Source organism: Streptococcus sp. HMSC074F05, from assembly GCF_001808725.1.
Taxonomy (GTDB): Bacteria; Bacillota; Bacilli; order Lactobacillales; family Streptococcaceae; genus Streptococcus; species Streptococcus parasanguinis_I.
On record NZ_KV794411.1, the window covers coordinates 715077 to 733294 of the forward strand.

The window sequence follows — 18218 nt, forward strand, 5'->3', positions numbered from 1 at the left end:
ATTCTTTACTTTTGATTATCAAAGTTTTAAATTAAAGAGTTATGACGTTGGTTACGATCTAGACTAATGGTCTATTACTTACACATAGCACGTTTTTTCCTATCATTTTAAGTTCAAATTACTCAAATAATCTTCCCCCTATGTTAATGTCGGATCCTATATACATCTCATCTAGATTCAATGTATTGTCATCATTAATTGGGATATCTACTCCCCAACCCGATTCTTCAATATTATTTATACGTCCATAAACACTCATATAATATTCAGGAGTTGTCAGTCCACCATCACCCCATTGTGTCTGATCCCAATCAATCTGAACGGATTCAACTTTTGAATTTTGTGCTTTGACTAAATCAATAACCTTCTGTTCGTGTTCTTTTAGGTAGTCCAGTTGTTCTTTTTTTATGTCTCCTTCTGGTTTTTGTACGACTTTCTTTGGAGATGAGGTCGTTATCTTCTGTTCGGGTCTTTTGGTCAAGGGCATGATTTTTCCTCCAAGAAAAACCAGTCCTAGGATTGGTAACAAAATAATCAAAAATAGTTCCATTTGTCTCTTCATTTAATCTTCTCCAATCTATACACTTCAAATTGATCTATCAACTTATTTATTCGAAAATTCTTCCACCTATCCTTAAGTATTGGCCCAAAGACATTGTCTTTAATTTTATTTTTCCATCTTCCACAACTACATCAACTCTCCAACTCGATTCAGAATTTTGATTAAATCCGCCAAAAATGAGAATCATCTCGTCACCACCTTGTGGCGTCCCATTTCCTGCTACTCCCCACTCAGTTTCATCCCAATATATTTGAACGGATTCAACTTTCGGATTTTGGGCTTTCACAAAATCGACGATTTCTTGCTCATGTTCCTTGAGAATAGCGAGCTGTTTTTGTTTAATGGCTTTTTTGTCTACTTTGATTGACGATGAAACATTCGTTTTATCTTGCTTGGTATCTTCCTTCTGTTTCACGGTACATCCAACTATACATAGCACCACCGCAATTGATACACCTATCATCATGATTTTTCGACTTTTCATAAGTCCTCCTACCATTTTGTACAGATTTTTCTTTAAAATGTCCACCTATCATTTCTGGATCTATTATAAACTCATAGCTTAAGTATTTTTGGAATCCTTCCCTCTTCATAGCTAGAATGATCTGTTGATTTTATTAAGGAAAATTCGAACCAGAGATTGAATCAATTGAAGTTGGATTCTCAACATTTGGTTTTGGGACAATAAAAAATGAATAACCATTGAGTTCCTTATCATTTGCCCCATAGACCTTTAAACGAATGTCAAACCCAGATTCTGTAAAAGAACCACTATCTCCTACTTTCACGCTATCCCAGTCATACTTGACCCGAACAACTTCTGGATCATTCGACTTTATGTAGTTCGTAATTTCGGACTCGTGTTTTTTTAAGAAGTCGACTTGCCTTTGAGTAACAGTTGCTGTATCTTCTTTAGTGGAGGAAGAGGTTGCAGTTTGTGCTTGTTTCGTATGAGCTTTTTGCTTTACACTACAACCTCCAATAATTGTGAAAATTAGCATTAAAGATATTAACTTAAGTGTACAATTCATTTTACTTTTCATGTTTCCTAATAACACTAATACTTCTATTTACTTAGGAAAAAATTTTCCAGCCACCATTTTCCTCGATATAGATATCATTTAGCATCCCCATTTTTTTGATAGTTGGTATGCTATTTTGATCTTCTAGGTAAAAATCAACGGAGAATTTTGTGTTTTCTAATTGATTAATTTTACCAGAAATAGATAAATTGTATCCACCACCCTGAGGCGTTCCATTCCCAGACTCTTCAATTTGCATACTGTTCCAATTAACCTGAACGGATTCGACTTTTGGATTTTGGGATTTCACAAAATCGACGATTTCTTGCTCGTGCTCTTTTAGATAAGCGATTTGCTCTTTTTTTATTTCTTCCTTTGATTTTTGTACAACTTTCTTTGAAGAAGTGCTTGTTATCTTCTGCTCCGGCCTTTTGGTCAGGGTCATGATTTTTCCTCCAAGAAAAACCAGTCCTAGAATCGGTAACAGGATGATTAAAAATAATTCCACTCGTCTCTTCATTTTTTTTCTCCAATCCTTCCTTTCATGACTAAATAGGCGGTCACTTTCCTTACTATTATAGCATCTTTCATTTGAATCTCAATCTAAGTCACTAGTTAGAGCTTTTTAAAGGTAATCAAAAAGGAACCCGGAAGTTCCTTTTGTGTTATTTTCGATACATCTTGACCTGAAGGTAAAGATCGTTATAGACTCCAAGCAATTTCTTGCCTAATTGTTGATAGACTTCCAAATGGTCCAGTGTTTCATCGCTTGGATAGAAGGATTGGTCATCTTGGATTTCTTTTGGCAACATGGCTTTGGCTTTTTTATTTGGCGTTGAGTAGCCGACATAAAGAGCATTTTTTAAAGCATTTTTAGGACGAAGCATGAAGTTAATAAAGGCATATGCTGCTTCTTTATTTTTCACGGTTTTTGGAATGACAATGTTATCAAACCAAAGGTTGCTGGCTTCAGTTGGGACGACATAGCGAAGATCCTTATTGGCTTCGAGCATTTGGCTGGCTTCTCCTGAGAAGGTCACCCCAATAGCCGCATTGTTTTGGATCATATAGCCTTTCATCTCATCAGCAACCAAAGCTTTGATGTTTGGCGTCAAGGTGTAGAGTTTATCTACTGCCTCTTGCAATTTCTTTGGATCCTTTTCATTGAGGCTATAGCCCAAGGTATTGAGACCAATTCCCATGACCTCACGCGCACCATCGTACATCATGATGTCATTTCTGTACTCTTCACGCCAGAGATCTGACCAATGTTCAGGAGCATTTTTGACCATCTTGGTATTGTAGACGATCCCCAAGGTACCCCAGAAGTAAGGGACTGAATATTGGTTGCCCGGATCAAACGATTGGTTCAAGAGTTTTGGATCGATATTTTCCATCCCTTTGATCTTGGATTGGTCCAACTTTTCAACCAGATGTTCATCCATCATCTTGGCAATCATGTATTCACTAGGTATCGCAATATCGTAGGTAGTTCCACCTTGCTTGATCTTAGTGTACATGGCTTCGTTGGAATCAAAGGTATCATATTGCACCTGAATCCCTGTTTCTTTGGTGAATTCCTTGAGCAAGTCTGGATCGATATAATCTCCCCAGTTGTAGATGACCAGCTTGTCACTATTTTTGGTATTCATGCTCGCTTCGATCTGGTGGCTAATTCCCCAGAGGACCAGAATGACAAGGACAATCCCAGTTAGGAATGAATAAAGTTTTTTCATGCTGCTTCCTCCTTTTCACGAGTAATAAAGTAGTAACCGATGACCAAGAGCACACTAAAGAGAAAGACAAGGGCAGACAAGGCATTGATACTGAGGGAAATTCCTTGACGGGCACGTGAGTAGATCTCTACAGATAAGGTTGTAAAGCCATTTCCGGTTACAAAGAAGGTCACGGCAAAGTCATCAAGCGAATAGGTAAAAGCCATAAAGTAGCCGGCGATAATGGCTGGTGTCAGATAAGGCAACATGATCTCTTTGAGCATTTGCACTTGAGTAGCTCCTAAGTCATAGGCTGCATTAACCATATCCCGGTTCATTTCCTTAAGGCGCGGCAAAACCATCAAGACCACAATGGGAATCGAGAAGGCCACGTGACTAGCTAGAACTGATAAGAAACCTAGCTGGTACTTCACCGTCGTAAAGAGAATCAAGAAGCTGGCCCCGATCATAACGTCTGGCGCTACCATGAGAATGTTGTTAATGGAGAGCAAAGGTCCTTCTAACTTTTTCTTGGATTGGTAAATATAGATGGCTCCAAAGGTTCCAATCACTGTCGCAATCAAGGCTGACAAGAAGGCCAAGAGGAAGGTCTCTGATAAGATCAGCATCAGGCGACCATCTGCGAACAATTCATTGAAATGCTCAAGCGTGAACCCTGTGAAGGCATTCATATCTCCCCCTTTATTGAAGGCATAAAAGATCAAATAGAAGATAGGAAGATAGAGGATCAGAAAGACAAAAGCTAGATAGAAATGAGATACTTTTTTCATCGTTCTCTCCTTTCTCTAGTTGCCCACATGGTAAGGAGCATAGCAAGGATCAGAACAACTCCGATGGTAGAACCCATTCCCCAGTTTTGTGTTGTCAGGAAGTGCTGTTCAATCGCAGTCCCTAAGGTAATGACTCGGTTTCCACCGATCATCCGTGTCAACATGAAGAGACTCAGACTAGGAATAAAGACAGACTGCACACCTGAGCGGACTCCATTCATGGACAAGGGGAAGACCACATGACGGAAGGTATCCCAACGATTGGCTCCCAAATCATAGCTGGCATTGATCAAGTTTGGATCTAAGTCATCTAAGACATTAAAGATCGGCAAGATCATAAAAGGCAACTCGATGTAGCTGGCTACAAAGATAAAGGAGAAATCAGTAAAGAGGATCTGCTGGGGAGCGACTCCGAGAAAGCTTAAAAAGCTATTAATGGAGCCGTTTTGCCCAAATATTCCGATAAAGGCATAGGCCTTGAGCAAGAGATTGACCCAGGTTGGCAAGACGATCAACATCAACCACAACTGCCGGTGTTTGAGCAGCGTCAAAAAGTAAGCAGTCGGGTAGGAGATCAAGAGCGTCACCAAGGTGACGATTCCGGCATAAAGGACCGAATTAAAGCTCATCTTTAAATAGGTCAGATTTTGCGAAGTAAAGAACTCTTTGTAGTTTTCAAGTGAAAACTGCCCTTCAACGTTGAAAAACGATTGAAAGATAATCATGACTACAGGAGCCAAGACAAAGAGAAAAATCCACAAGAAATAGGGGAGGATAAATAGATTAGAGGTTGTTTTCTTCATCTCTCTCCTCCTCAATGGCATTAATCAAACCAGCTTCTTGCTCTTCCACTTCAACGTACTCTTCGATCCGCGCATCGAATTCTTCTTCGGTTTCATTGAGACGCATGACGTGGATGTCTTCTGGTTCAAAGTCTAGCCCGATGACTTCTCCCACGATGGCCTTACGAGTAGAGTGAATCATCCACTCATTTCCCAAATCATCATAGGCGATGATCTCGTAATGCACACCACGGAAGAGCTGGGTGTCCACCTTTACTTGAAGCTTGCCTTCTTCAGGAAGAGTGATGCGCAAGTCTTCTGGACGAATGACGACTTCAACTGGTTCATTTGGACGCATCCCCCCGTCGACCGCTTCAAAGCGTTTGCCATTGAACTCAACCAAGTAGTCCTCGATCATGCGACCATCTAGGATGTTGGACTCCCCGATAAAGGTCGCTACAAAGTGGTTGATCGGTTCATCATAGATATCTACTGGTGTACCAGATTGGACGATCTCTCCTTCATTCATGACAAAGATCCAGTCACTCATGGCAAGGGCTTCTTCTTGGTCGTGGGTAACAAAGACAAAGGTAATGCCCAAGCGTTGTTGCAATTCCCGCAACTCATACTGCATGTCTGTCCGAAGTTTCAAGTCAAGTGCAGACAAAGGCTCATCTAAAAGGACCACTCGTGGTTCATTGATAATAGCCCGGGCAATAGCTACCCGCTGGCGTTGACCACCCGATAATTTTTGGATTGAACGTTTTTCAAATCCTGCTAACTGGACCATTTTCAAGACTTCTGAAACACGGCGTTCAATCTCAGCCTTGTCCAGCTTTTTCAAACGAAGGGGGAAAGCCACATTTTCAAAGACCGTCATATGCGGAAACAGGGCATAGGACTGAAAGACGGTGTGGACATCCCGCTTGTTGGTAGGGACATCATTGATCCGTTCCCCATCAAGGTAGACATCTCCAGAGCTAGCATCCAAAAGACCAGCAATAATATTAAGGATAGTTGATTTTCCTGATCCAGATGCACCGAGCAGGGTATAGAACTTCCCTTCTTCCAATTCAAAATTGATATCCTTTAGGACAACGGTTCCGCTATCTTCAAAGACCTTTGAAACATTTTTAAACTCAATAATTGGTTTTTTCAATTCACACAAATTCCTTCTTTACTGCGATTAGCAAACTGCTTTTCAAACGAAAACGCAGCGGCTGACAGGAAGACCTGTCAGACCACCAATACCTCTCGGGGACTTACTAGACTGCCCCACCTATTTACGGTATCGATAGGCACTCACCCCCTCTCCGACTGATGCTATCGATGATTCACAATCAATTGTTCTTCAATACTTAAGCTTTTAGGCTTGGCCGATTATGCGAACTTCTGGTTCTAAACGGACGCCTGAGTGAGCTTCTACTGCCTCAATGACATGGGCGATCAAATCTTCATAGTCCTTAGCCGTTCCATTATCGACATTGACCATAAAGCCGGCATGTTTTTCAGAAACTTCCACACCACCGATTCGATAGCCCTTTAGACCTGCTTCACTGATTAATTGACCTGCAAAATGGCCAACAGGACGCTTAAAGACAGATCCACAAGAAGGGTATTCAAGGGGTTGTTTCAACTGACGAAGATGGGTCAACCGATCCATCTCCTGCTTGATCACCTCGTGATTGCCTGGTGACAAAGCAAATTTGGCAGAGATGACGACAGCACCTGTCTCTTGAATCTTAGAATGACGGTAGCCAAAAGCTAGTTCACTCGCTGACAGAGTTTCGATCTCTCCGTCTTTGGTCAAGACCTTACAGGATACTAGGACATGAGCGATTTCTCCCCCATAGGCTCCCGCATTCATAAAGACAGCACCACCGACACTGCCTGGAATGCCACTAGCAAACTCGAAGCCTTTCAAACTATGGTGCAATGCCACATGAGTGGTGTCGATGAGTTTAGCTCCTGCCTCTGCTTCGATCACATAGCCGTCCACACTGATGTCACGCAAGCGATCAAACATAATGACAAATCCCGGAATGCCCCCATCACGGACAATGATATTGGACGCATTGCCCAGGACCATCCATGGAATTTGCTTTTGGTTGGCAAATTGGACGATGCGTTTTAATTCGTATTGGTTGCGAGGGAAGGCTAAAAATTCAGCATTCCCACCGACCTTTGTGAAGGTATAATGTTTTAAAGGTTCTTGAAAACGGATATCAATCCCTTCAAGAATTTGATTCATTTTTTCATTCATCTTTCTGTCTGTTCTCTCTCTATAAAAATACAAACTATTATACCAAATTTTTGACTATTTTTCGACCCTAAAAAACAAAAGAAGACCTATAATATTCAGGCCTTCCTTTTACAATTTATTATGCAATTTTACGTGCGATAGCACGATTCTTTTGTCCATCCAGAGCTGATTTGACCGAAATCCAAGCACCACCAAGAGTAAAGACAGCTAGCAAGCCTAGATTCAAGTAAAATTTATCTGGGACGTCCCCTGAAAATGTCGCTTCATTGAGAAGCGTCCAGGACATATCAAATGGCAAATCCAGTTCACTCATAAGCGCCAAAGTATAATCTAATTGGTTGACCAAAAAGACGGTCAAGACCATCAAAATAGCTGAAACTACCACACCTTTTTTAGTCAATTTCTTACCAAGAATCTCATAACCTTTGATAGTACAATAACCGAGGGCAGCCCCTGCTAAAACAGATACATAGCCAAGACGCGCTACCAAGAGGGCAACTGCTCCACCGATGATTACACCGATCACAGCCCCTACAATCCCTAAAAGGAAGTTTTCTTCCCGCGCTTCATAAGCCTCAACTGTATCTTGCACTTCGGCTTGGTAGGCTCTAAAGGTTTCATCGTCGATTAAAAAGATCGCATCTCCAATTTGATACAGACCGATTGGCCCTTCCTCACCCGTTTGCGCATTCACTTGCACAAATTGGTGGTTGAGCAAGAAATCAACAATATCTTGGATAGCTGTCCATAAGGTTTCGACAGCCTTCCCTTTGGTCATTCCACCTTTGACTACGATCGAGGTCAAGTAACCATCAGAAGAGATGGCATTAATGGCTTTTGATTGTTCTTTTAATTCATTCCAAAGAATTTCACTATCTTCGATCAAGTCTCCTTCGGAACCTTGTTTCACACTGAGTGAAATGGTAAATACATTCTTGGTTTGAGCGCCTTCAATGACTAACAAGAAGCCTTCACGCTCTCCATACATCACACGGGCTTCGCCATCAAATTGCAGCCCAAGATCGGTAGCAATACTATATAAATATTCTGGTTTCATATTTCCCCCTAGATTTTCGGGAAAGCTTGAGCTTTTCCCCATACAATTCCCATTCTACCATAGGAGAAGCAAAAAGGACATATACATTCGTATACATCCTTCTTTCATTTGTGTTACATTGAGGTTTATTTCTCAACACGAACACCAAAAGTGTCGATTTTAAGTTGGAAAATCTGACCTTCTAGCCCGAGTTTTTCAAGAGCTGCGACAAAGGCTGCTGTATGTTCTGGCGCTAAGAGGTTCATGATTGTTGGGCCTGCTCCTGACAGATAGGTAGCGTAGGCCCCATGCGCATGTGCGACTTCTTTGACCTGAGGGAACTCTTTGATAAGAGATTGACGGTAGCGCTCATGGAAATGATCTGACTCGATAGAGCGACCGGCCGTCAGCAAATCTCCCTTGAGGAGAGCTGCGATAGCGACATTGGCTACGCTACTAGCTGCAACAGCTTCTTTATAAGACCATTCTTTCGGTAGGACATTTCGACTATCACTGGTCTTCAATTGGTAGCTCGGTACAAAGGCCACAAGGTCACAGCTTGGGAAGTCAGCCGTGACATATTGGACATCTTCACTGATGTAGCTCGCGATGACCATATTTCCAAAAATAGCTGGAGCTACATTATCTGGATGACCTTCGATCTCGGTCGCGATGCGTAATTTCTCAGCATCTGACAGCTGGAGGTTGGCTAATTGGTTAGCCAATTCAATCCCTGCGACAATGACCGAGCTAGAAGAACCAAGACCACGCGCCAAGGGCACTTGACTGGTCATCTTGATCCGATGGGGTTGCATGTCTGTTGAAATAGAAAGAGCTGTTGAGAGCAAAAGGTTTTTCTCATCTGTCGGAATCCCTGCTCCTAGATCATGCTCAATAAACCAAGCATCAGCTGATTCAAGGACTTCAATAGTCAAATAGCGAGTCACGGCAATCCCAACAGAATCAAAGCCTGGCCCTACATTGGCACTGGTTGCTGGAACAATAATTTTCATGCTTATTCTCCCAAGACTTTAAAGGTATTCAAGAGTTCGAAATTCGCCTCTGAATCCAATTTTTCAACCAAGTTCTTGAATTGTGTTTGGTTGACTCGGTGAGTAATGATGACGACACTTGCAAATTGACCATCTGAGTCTTCTTGGAGGATTTGTTTGAAGGAAGCTCCTTCTGCATTAAAGATCTCCGCAAGACGCAAGATTTGACCAGTCGCATCTGGTGCCTTAATTGAGAAGTAATAATTGTTCTTCACGTCTTCTGGCTTAGCCAATTGAAGAGGGCGGCTGTATTCATTGAAGGCTTTACCGATTGTTCCTTCTTTTAGTCGACGGACAATGCGAACGAGGTCGGCTACGACACTTGTCGCAGTTGGTTTTTGACCAGCACCTGGTCCGTAGTACATAGACTCCCCAATACCGATGGATTCTACATAGACTGCATTCATAACGTCGTTCACTCCTGCGAGTGGATGCTGTTTTGGAAGGAAGGTTGGTGTCACTTCTGCTGCGATCCCTGACTCTGTTTCAACGATGGAGCCGACCAGCTTGATGACATATCCAAGGCTTTGAGCGACCGAGACATCTTGAGGAGTGATTTGGCTGATTCCTTTGTGACCTACTTGGTCAAATTGGATATTCATTCCAAAAGCGAACTGGCTCAAGATCACCATCTTGTAGGCAGCATCTATTCCTTCAACGTCGTTGGTTGGATCACTTTCAGCGTAACCCAGGCGTTGCGCTTCTGCTAAAGCATCTTCATAAGTCCAGCCTTCTTCGACCATTTTTGTCATCATGAAGTTAGAGGTTCCATTGACCACACCGAGCACTTTGGTCACCTTGTCAGAAACAAGGGAATTCACCAAGGTCCGAAGGATTGGGATCCCACCAGCTACGGCAGCTTCATAATAAAGGGCCACTTGGTGTTTTTGAGCAATCTCTAGCAACTCGCTTCCATGAACGGCAAGAAGGTCTTTGTTAGCAGAAACTACATGCTTGCCTGCTTCCAGGGCACGGGTGATAAAGGTCTTAGCTGGCTCGATACGACCCATCAATTCGACAACGATGGCAATGTCTTTGTCTTGAATGATCTCATCAACATTGGTCACAAAGTTGTAGTTGTGACCAGCAGCTTGCAATTTTTCCTTTTCCGCATCATCACGAACAAAGACCTTAGCGATCTCGATTTCATCTTGAGCTGCCTGGGTGATTTTTTCATGGTTTTCTTTTAATAAAAATGGTACGCCACTTGCAACAGTACCAAATCCTAGTAAGGCAATCTTAACAGACATCCTATTGACTCCTTGAATTTTCTATAGTAGCTCCATTATAACAAAAACTTGAGCGTTTGACAGCCAATTGCCTTAAAAATTCTGAATTTTCATGACAGGATCTGCCTGTAGCAAGTTCTGGAAAAGAACATAGAATTTGTGGTACAATAGAGAAAATGATGAAAACGGTGACACTATGAGTAAACGAAGAGTACCTAAAAAAATCAAAGTCCTACTTGGAATCAATGCACTCCTCTTGGTCTGTATCTTTATTTGTAGCTTTCTTCTGATCAAAAGGATCACTCAGCTGAGTGACGGAAATACCAGTGGTACTGCCGTGACGCGCTCGCTAGATGAACACAGTTCCTCTATCGAGTGGACCCGAGTGAAAAAGCCGGTTAAACTGCCCATCCTCATGTACCACTCCGTGCACAATATGGCCGAGTCTGAAGCTGCCAATGCCAATCTGATTGTCGATCCAGAAACCTTTGAAAGCCAACTAAAGGCCCTGAAAAAAGCGGGTTACTACACCCTGACGCCTGAGGAAGCCTATCGCATCCTCGCAAAAAATGAAGTGCCAAAAGGAAAGAAATATGTCTGGTTGACCTTTGATGATGGCGTCGAGGATTTCTATACCATCGTCTATCCGCTTCTTAAGAAGTACAAGATGACCGCCACCAACAATATCATCACGGACTTTACACAAAAAGAAAAAGAAAATGTCCTGACCTTTGACCAAATCAAAGAGATGAAAAAAGCTGGCTTGACCTTTGAAAGCCATACGGTCAATCATCCAGACCTAGCCAATTCCAGTCTTGAAACCCAAAAGAATGAGCTGGTCGCTTCTAAACGCCTGCTGGATAAGGTGCTGGATCAAAATACTAGCGTTATCGTCTACCCATCTGGTCGCTACAGCCAGGTTACAATCGACCAAGCCAAGAAAGCTGACTACAAACTAGGCCTCACCACTAAAAATGGACTCGCCAGTTCAGCTGATGGCCTCTATGCCCTCAAACGAGTCCGGATCCTTCCAACCACTACAGGAGAGGACCTCCTAGCCATGATCCAAGAATAAAGAAAGCCCCCTATCTGAGATAGGGGGCTTTTGTTAGAGTTCCTTCTCTAGTTCTTTTAGAAAGGTGATTAAAAATTGATGGCGACTTTCTGCTATTTGCTTTGCAGTCTCCGTGTTCATTTCATCTTTTAAGAGGAGCAACTTGTCATAGAAATGTTGGACAGTATCAGTGAGAGACCTCCCTTTGTGGCCACCATAGGAAAAAGTTCGCGCAATTCCTACAGCTCCTATCGCATCTAGGCGGTCCGCATCCTGGACAATCTTGCCTTCTAAGGTTTCTGGATGTTTACCACGATTTTTACTGAAAGAAACAGCATTGATAACCCGACAAATCTGGTCGATTTGGTCTTGAGGAATACCGATCTCTTCTAGAAACATGCGAGCATTCGCATTATTCTCTGTTTGAAACAATTTATCATCATCAGCATCATGAAGAAGAGCTGACAAGCCCACTATCTCCAGATCACATGGACCTTCTGCTTGTGCGATTCTCATAGCATTGCTATAGACGCGGAGGGTATGCTCTACATCATGACCATCCGATCGATCAGCAAATAAGGTTTTCACATACTGCTTAGCAGCAAAAATTCGTTCTTCGATCATCGTTCTTGTCCTTTGTTCAATCTGTGCTCAGTTTTATCTATTCATTTGAACTAGTTATGGAGAGGCGCAGTTTACTTTAAAACCACCTCTCGGTGGTTCTTACTTCTTCTTTTGTGGAAAGAGGGGGAGACCTAACGTAGCGATTTTTTCAGCTGGGATCTTCATGCCATCCTTGATCCACTTGGAGATGACAGAGACAATAGCTGAGCTCCAGAAAGAATTGAGGTAGCTGCCAGCGCCATTTGAGGAGCTGCCATTTCGTTTCTCTAAAAAGTCATAGACTGCCTTGGTCAAGAGTCGCTCAAAATTGTAATCAATGGCCAGGCTGATAATCTTAGCTTCTTTCTTAACTTCCTTAAAAAGATAGACCCAGACTTGGTAGAGATCTGTCTTGAGGTTGTAGCCATCTAAAGACTTGGTAATCTTTGCGATACTAGATTGAAAGATAGACTCTAGAATCTCTTCTTTTGATCCATAATTGCGGTAAAAGGCCGCGCGAGAGACCCCAGCACGCTGAACCAGCTCAGAGATGGTGATCTTTTTCAGATCTTTTTTCTCCAATAGTTGCAGGAGAGAGATTTCGATGGATTCTCGTGTAATCGCATTGTTTTCTTGGTTAAATCGTTTGAGATTTTCCAAGGATTTCTCGGATATTTTTCTTTCTGCCATAACATTTACTTTCTATCTGTCTCACCTGATGATATCTGCTTGGATAGCATTGCACTTCATGATATAATTGTAAAAGAAGACAATCTACTTGTCAATGTACATTTTTATACAATTATGAGGTATGAACTGATGAAATGGAAAATTATTGCGGATTCAGGCTGTGACTACCGCTCTTTGGACAACCTGGCACCAGATACGGAGTTTGTCAGTGTCCCACTGACCATCCAAGTGGGTGATACCATCTATACAGATGATGCCCAACTCAATATTGATCAGATGATGGAGGAGATGTATGCGACTGCGACTGCATCTAAGTCTGCCTGCCCAAGTCCGGATGATTACATGAAGTCCTTTGAAGGGGCTGAAAATATTGTCGTTGTGACCATCACTGGAACCCTTTCAGGTAGCTACAATAGTGCCGAGGTAGCCAAGAAGATTTATCTAGAAGAGCATCCAAATGCCAATATCCACGTCATTAACAGCTTATCAGCTGGGGGTGAGGTGGACCTAATCGTTCGCAAGCTCAATCAGTTGGTCGCTGAAGGCCTTGATTTTGATCAAGTTGTCGATGTGATCACCACCTATCAGTCTAAGACGAAGTTGCTCTTTGTTTTGGCCAAGGTTGATAATCTGGTCAAAAATGGGCGTCTCAGCAAATTGATCGGGACTGTTGTCGGGCTCCTCAATATCCGTATGGTCGGAGAAGCTAGTAAGACCGGTACTCTTGAGTTGCTCCAGAAAGCTCGTGGCCAAAAGAAAGCGATCAAGGCTGCTTTTGATGAATTGATCAAGGCGGGGTATACTGGCGGTCATATCACCATCGCTCACCGCAACAATGAAAAATTTATCGAGCAATTCTCTGCATTGGTTCGTGAAAAATTTGCCCATGCAATGATCGAAGTCCTTCCTACTTCTGGACTTTGTAGTTTCTACGCCGAAGAAGGCGGCCTCCTCATGGGCTATGAAATTTAATCACCACTAAAAAGAGGCTGGGACAAAAGTCCTAGCCTCTCAATTATTTTTGGATTGTCGAGCAAGACGCAGTGGTTGAGTGGGCTCTACTACGCTGCTTTCATCAGCTTTTACAGTCCTACTCAACTGTGCGGAGGTGGGACGACGAAATCGAATTCTAACGAATTACCGATTTCTGTCCCACTCTCTATTTTTATTCTCCGATCTCTTGGTAGAGAGTGCGGATTTTTTTGCGGTAGATGGTGTAGCTGATGCCTGCTCCAATTAACAGGATGACACAATAAAGGATCACAGCCAGCAGGGTGCTGACGGAATGATAGGTCCAAATGAAGCTGACAATAATCAAAAGAAACATCACAAAGAGAAAGACAATCAAGAGAATAGACTGAAGAACTGCATTCCCACGATGACGGGTCATCAACTCCGTGATATTGGTCCAATTGGTGCTAAAGTTCTGAAAATCTTTGACATAGTCTCGAATGCAGATCGGAATGGTGGTTACGATCCAGATCAGTAACATGGCAAGGATAGCCAAGGGATGGACGCCAAAATAGAGACAAACGCCAACTAGAAGAATGACAGGAAGGATGGATTGCACCAGATAGAGCAACCAAAACTTCATGAAGAGATAGCGTTTGAAATCAATAGGGAGCGATCTCAGGTACTCAAAGTTTTCGCGCTCCAGCGAAATACCGATACTGGTCAAACCTCCAAAACTGTTGAAAACACCGATCAAGATGGCAACAAGGGTCAGTGGCACCAGATACTGGGGCGTCAAGTAAGAACTGAGTCCTCCTATATTTTTAGACGCTCCTGCTGCTCCACTGAGGAGGAAAATATATGGCAGAATACTCATCATCAAGAGGACTTGCACCATAAGGGTTCCATCGCTCAAGAGTCTGCGATGATACTGAATGACAAATCGCCTAAAGGAATCTTTCTGACCAACATGGAGCACTTTCACGCGCTCTTTGACGGTTTGGTTGGTCGCAACTGCAAGGGCTGCATCATAGAACTGCGGGATCACAATTTTTCGAACCAGGCCGATCAAGACCAGAAGGAGCAGGATCCAGCCCAGAAGGCCAAGGATCGCTTCTCCATCAAAAGGATGGAGAATGAACTGATGAAAGGCAGTAAAAGGTGGAAATAGAATGGGAATATCTGCGCCCCCTGTCACTTCTACCCGATGGGTCTGGACTAGATTCAGATAGAGATAAGCTCCTAGACTCAGAAGGGAACCAATTCCGACCATGATGTTGGAGACCAGGGTCGTGTGTTTTTTGAAAAAGAGGGTCTTAGTGATCAAATGAGCTAGGATGATCGTCGCTAAAAAGAGAACTCCTAAGAGAATCAAGGCACAAAAGAGGCCTAGCAGGATCCCTAACGGATTAAAGCCGCCTGCTTGCACAGGCAGGATCAGAAAATAGCTGACCAGGGGAAGGATAGCCATGAGGAGGGTCAGGATGACAGAGATACTCTTTCCAGCAATGACTTCCGCATCTGAGAAGGCATAGGGCCGGTAAAACTGGAGGTCCTTGCTTTCATAAAAGACATTGTAAAAGCTCATAAAGCCTTGGGAAATGGTCATCAAGGAAAAGAGGGCCACCATATTGACAAAGAAGGCTGGTTGGTGGACAAAATCATAGATACTAAAGAGCAAGCCAAATATGAGGAAATAGACTAATCCTAAAAAGAGGTAGTTGAGCACCGATTTGCGGGCGACATTGAGTTTGACGTCTGGTTTTTTGGCCTGTTTGGCACGTAATTTTGCGATCTGAGCGGGCTGACTGGCATAGATGATATTGACATTGACAAGCTGCTGGATAATCTTAAGACGCATGATCGCCACCTTCTTCCTTACGACCCGCTAAGCTGAGATAAATACTTTCCAGACTTTTTTCGGGGTGCTGGCCCTTTAATTCCTCGATCGTCCCATAGAAAATGAGATTTCCCTTTTTAAGAATGGCGATTTTATCACAGAGTTGTTCAGCCACTTCTAAGACGTGGGTAGAGAAAATAACCGTCTTGCCCCGATCCGCATGCTGACGCATCATTTGTTTTAAATCGTAAGAAGCCTGTGGATCCAAACCGGTCATGGGTTCGTCCAAGACCCAGATATCTGGATCTGACAAGAGGGCTGCAATAACAAAGACCTTCTGGCGCATCCCATGTGAAAAGGATTCAATCACTTCATAGCGGTGGCTCTGAAAATCAAAGATCGTAAGAAGCTCTTCTAATCGTTGATCACAGTCTTTCTGACTCATATCATAAGAGGTCGCAACCAACTCCCAGAATTCATTGGCTGTGAGACGCAAGAAAAGATCTGGCGAATCTGCCACATAACCGATCTTCTTTTTGATCGCCAGTCGATGGCTATAGAGGTCCTGACCATCCACTTCAATTGATCCAGTGGTTGGGGTGATGACACTGACCAGGCTCTTAATCGTCGTTGACTTTCCAGCTCCGTTGTGACCAATCAAGCCGACAATTTGTCCATCTTCGATGGTCAGATCCAAGTGGTTGAGGGCAATGTGCCCATCGTAATCTTTGGTAACTCCGTGAAATGTAATCATGTTAACTCCCTAATTGATCCTCGTTGGGACCGTTTTTCTTATTCTGTTGATAAGCGATCATCGAAATGGTAGAGCAATTCTAGCAGATAGTTTGGAATGGTCTCCAAGAAGTCTTCTTTGTAGACCCGCTCTCCTCGCTTATGCAATTCTTTGCCCCAAGGGCCTAGATTGACCGCTGGAACCTGAATTTGAGCAATTTTTTCCAGATCCAGATCATAGACCTGGGCTGGTGTAGCTAGGCTATCTAGGACGACTTGATAAGAGGCCACATCCTTTTCCAAGGCACAATAACTGGTGTCGTTAATCCCCATAAAGTATTCTTCCACTTTCAAGAGGTAACCTCTTTGGTCCAGATACTCGCGGTAATCAGTGATGAGGGACACGATATTGAAATCGGTATTGTCTAAAAAGCGGCAGTTCATGGAAGGATAATATGGGGGCGCAAAACCAATAACCACCATAGGATCCTTATCTCCGAGAAACTCAAGGAGTCGCTGGATTTGCTGAATCGCAAGGCCCTGGTAGCTGGTCCCATTACGAAAATCTTGCTCCGCTTTTTTATTAGAAGCTTCTCTAAAGTCTTGGTAGCCCTCTAAGGCTTGGCAACGTTCCTCTAGTTCTTGATAGGTGATGACTCTTGGCCTTGCAATAATATGTTCTTGGCCAGCCTGATCCTGCAAGTGCTCATACTTCTTGTAGAAGGCGTCCAAGGCCTCCTGACTAAGCTCATAGATTCGTTGCAAGAGCTCTTGGGGTGTTTTCTTCAAATGCAACACACTGAAATAACCAGCCGCATACAGCACGGTCGATACATCGTACTGCTCCTTCAAATCTCTGAGATAGGACCAAGAAGGAAGGGGAGACGTTTCTCCCAAGGCCTGATCTGCCAGATCGGGATGAAGATCTAGCTGGCTTGCGATGGCTACTAGGAGCGACAAGGCATTGATCCCTTTGAGGGGCTCCTTCATATGGGACAAGACACCTTGCGCCACAACGACCGGCATGAGTTTGCCGACTGTGCCAATGTGAAGGACCTTTTCTTTTCCTACTTCTGATTCAAAGGGTTCTGAATCCACTGCTAATACATAATTGAGATCAAAGGTTTCCTGCAAATCTGTGAGGAGGCCCAAGGCTCCTCGCATCCCACGTGAATAGGATTCCTCATCTCCAACAGAGAGATAGAGCAGATTGACCTGACCTTCTGAGGGAGCTGCTGCATAGGCTTCCAGAACTCCCAATTGCAGGGCCAAGGCTGCTTTCATATCGCAAGAGCCTCTGCCAAATTTCCATTCTCCAGAAGCTAAATCTGCCTGCATATCGGGTCGCCTATCCAATGTTTTCAAGGCTTCTGCTACTTGATCAGAATCGAGCGCGATCTCCGACAAATTTCCATAGTCTTCTAAATCGACTGTATCATGGTGGTGGAAAAGGATAACTGTTTTTTTCTTGCCCTTATCAACCAAGGCCCAATTGACCGACCGATGCAAGTGATCCTGTGGCACCTGATAGCGCCCAAAATGGTCCGGATGTTCCTTGAAATAGGGGATCTGGCCAATCCGTTGATCCAGATAGGCTTCGATTGCTTGCTCTGTCTCAGTATTGGTGAAGCTCGGAATGGCCAAGGCTTCGGTAAAAATCCTTTCGATGCTCTCTCTATTGGTGGTTTTCACTTTCAAACCAATCCTCCTTTGTTATGATCAAACTATAAAATGAATAGAAATATATGTACCGGACTGATATTTCTACGTAAATAAAATGCTACTTTTTATATTCTCACTTCATTTCTTTCATGTATGCGATTTCTTTTCCAGAAAGGGCTTGCTTCCAGCGCAAACGTTTGTCGCATCCAACTATTTTTGGTAAAATAGGGACAT

General features: G+C 43.2%; 19 protein-coding genes. 2 read left to right on the forward strand and 17 right to left on the reverse strand.

Features of this window, described 5'->3' with window-relative positions; all coding sequences use genetic code 11:
* Positions 1-118: 118 nt before the first annotated feature.
* The 12 genes from HMPREF2685_RS07245 to HMPREF2685_RS07300 form a co-directional block, all read right to left on the reverse strand.
* Complete coding sequence (locus HMPREF2685_RS07245) at positions 119-562, reverse strand: hypothetical protein (RefSeq protein ID WP_070466135.1); 444 nt, start codon at positions 560-562, stop codon at positions 119-121.
* Positions 563-608: 46 nt separating this feature from the next.
* Positions 609-1046, reverse strand: coding sequence for a lipoprotein BUG3 (locus HMPREF2685_RS07250; protein WP_148130449.1), 438 nt, complete (start codon positions 1044-1046; stop codon positions 609-611).
* Positions 1047-1179: 133 nt separating this feature from the next.
* Positions 1180-1605 (reverse strand): hypothetical protein, encoded by a 426-nt coding sequence (locus HMPREF2685_RS07255; RefSeq protein WP_070466139.1) that lies wholly within the window; start codon positions 1603-1605, stop codon positions 1180-1182.
* A 31-nt stretch (positions 1606-1636) separates the two neighbouring features.
* Positions 1637-2104, reverse strand: coding sequence for a hypothetical protein (locus tag HMPREF2685_RS07260; RefSeq protein WP_049507336.1), 468 nt, complete (start codon positions 2102-2104; stop codon positions 1637-1639).
* A 145-nt stretch (positions 2105-2249) separates the two neighbouring features.
* Positions 2250-3320, reverse strand: coding sequence for an ABC transporter substrate-binding protein (locus tag HMPREF2685_RS07265; protein ID WP_031573562.1), 1071 nt, complete (start codon positions 3318-3320; stop codon positions 2250-2252).
* Positions 3317-4090 carry an ABC transporter permease gene (locus tag HMPREF2685_RS07270; protein ID WP_070466141.1) on the reverse strand — a complete coding sequence of 258 codons (774 nt, stop codon included), beginning with the start codon at positions 4088-4090 and terminating at the stop codon, positions 3317-3319. Before HMPREF2685_RS07270 ends, HMPREF2685_RS07265 begins: the two co-directional genes overlap by 4 nt.
* Entirely contained in the window at positions 4087-4893 is an 807-nt protein-coding gene (locus HMPREF2685_RS07275; RefSeq protein ID WP_049475040.1) for an ABC transporter permease, read from the reverse strand. Before HMPREF2685_RS07275 ends, HMPREF2685_RS07270 begins: the two co-directional genes overlap by 4 nt.
* The gene (locus tag HMPREF2685_RS07280) at positions 4874-6031 is read right to left on the reverse strand and encodes an ABC transporter ATP-binding protein (RefSeq protein WP_070466143.1); all 1158 of its coding nucleotides are present in this window, start codon (positions 6029-6031) and stop codon (positions 4874-4876) included. Before HMPREF2685_RS07280 ends, HMPREF2685_RS07275 begins: the two co-directional genes overlap by 20 nt.
* Before the next feature lie 207 nt (positions 6032-6238).
* A complete protein-coding gene (gene murB / locus HMPREF2685_RS07285; RefSeq protein WP_070466145.1) occupies positions 6239-7135 on the reverse strand; it encodes a UDP-N-acetylmuramate dehydrogenase in 897 nt (298 codons plus the stop codon).
* A gap of 118 nt (positions 7136-7253) precedes the next feature.
* Complete coding sequence (locus HMPREF2685_RS07290; RefSeq protein ID WP_037585223.1) at positions 7254-8234, reverse strand: hypothetical protein; 981 nt, start codon at positions 8232-8234, stop codon at positions 7254-7256.
* 83 nt (positions 8235-8317) lie between these two features.
* Positions 8318-9184: a homoserine kinase gene (gene thrB / locus HMPREF2685_RS07295; RefSeq protein ID WP_070466147.1), complete on the reverse strand. Its 867-nt coding sequence runs from the start codon at positions 9182-9184 to the stop codon at positions 8318-8320.
* A 2-nt stretch (positions 9185-9186) separates the two neighbouring features.
* Positions 9187-10473, reverse strand: a complete 1287-nt coding sequence (locus HMPREF2685_RS07300; protein ID WP_070466149.1) for a homoserine dehydrogenase — start codon at positions 10471-10473, stop codon at positions 9187-9189.
* Between the two features lie 175 nt (positions 10474-10648).
* Between HMPREF2685_RS07300 and HMPREF2685_RS07305 the strand changes: the two genes are divergently transcribed.
* Complete coding sequence (locus HMPREF2685_RS07305) at positions 10649-11527, forward strand: polysaccharide deacetylase family protein (RefSeq protein ID WP_070466692.1); 879 nt, start codon at positions 10649-10651, stop codon at positions 11525-11527.
* Between the two features lie 33 nt (positions 11528-11560).
* On the opposite strand, the gene HMPREF2685_RS07310 is transcribed toward HMPREF2685_RS07305, so the two are convergent.
* Together HMPREF2685_RS07310 and HMPREF2685_RS07315 are read right to left on the reverse strand one after the other, a co-directional pair.
* Positions 11561-12130 carry an HD domain-containing protein gene (locus tag HMPREF2685_RS07310; RefSeq protein WP_070466151.1) on the reverse strand — a complete coding sequence of 190 codons (570 nt, stop codon included), beginning with the start codon at positions 12128-12130 and terminating at the stop codon, positions 11561-11563.
* Between the two features lie 99 nt (positions 12131-12229).
* A complete protein-coding gene (locus HMPREF2685_RS07315) occupies positions 12230-12799 on the reverse strand; it encodes a TetR/AcrR family transcriptional regulator (protein WP_037599347.1) in 570 nt (189 codons plus the stop codon).
* A 129-nt stretch (positions 12800-12928) separates the two neighbouring features.
* On the opposite strand from HMPREF2685_RS07315, the gene HMPREF2685_RS07320 reads away from it, so the two are divergent.
* Entirely contained in the window at positions 12929-13771 is an 843-nt protein-coding gene (locus tag HMPREF2685_RS07320) for a DegV family protein (protein ID WP_070466153.1), read from the forward strand.
* Between the two features lie 193 nt (positions 13772-13964).
* On the opposite strand, the gene HMPREF2685_RS07325 is transcribed toward HMPREF2685_RS07320, so the two are convergent.
* From HMPREF2685_RS07325 to HMPREF2685_RS07335, 3 genes are read right to left on the reverse strand one after another with little or no spacing between them, the layout of a single operon-like run.
* Positions 13965-15611: a hypothetical protein gene (locus HMPREF2685_RS07325; RefSeq protein WP_070466155.1), complete on the reverse strand. Its 1647-nt coding sequence runs from the start codon at positions 15609-15611 to the stop codon at positions 13965-13967.
* Positions 15601-16344 (reverse strand): ABC transporter ATP-binding protein, encoded by a 744-nt coding sequence (locus HMPREF2685_RS07330; protein WP_070466157.1) that lies wholly within the window; start codon positions 16342-16344, stop codon positions 15601-15603. The genes HMPREF2685_RS07325 and HMPREF2685_RS07330 overlap by 11 nt, the downstream gene beginning before the upstream one ends.
* 38 nt (positions 16345-16382) lie before the next feature.
* Positions 16383-18014 (reverse strand): M20/M25/M40 family metallo-hydrolase, encoded by a 1632-nt coding sequence (locus HMPREF2685_RS07335; RefSeq protein ID WP_070466693.1) that lies wholly within the window; start codon positions 18012-18014, stop codon positions 16383-16385.
* Positions 18015-18218: the final 204 nt, after the last annotated feature.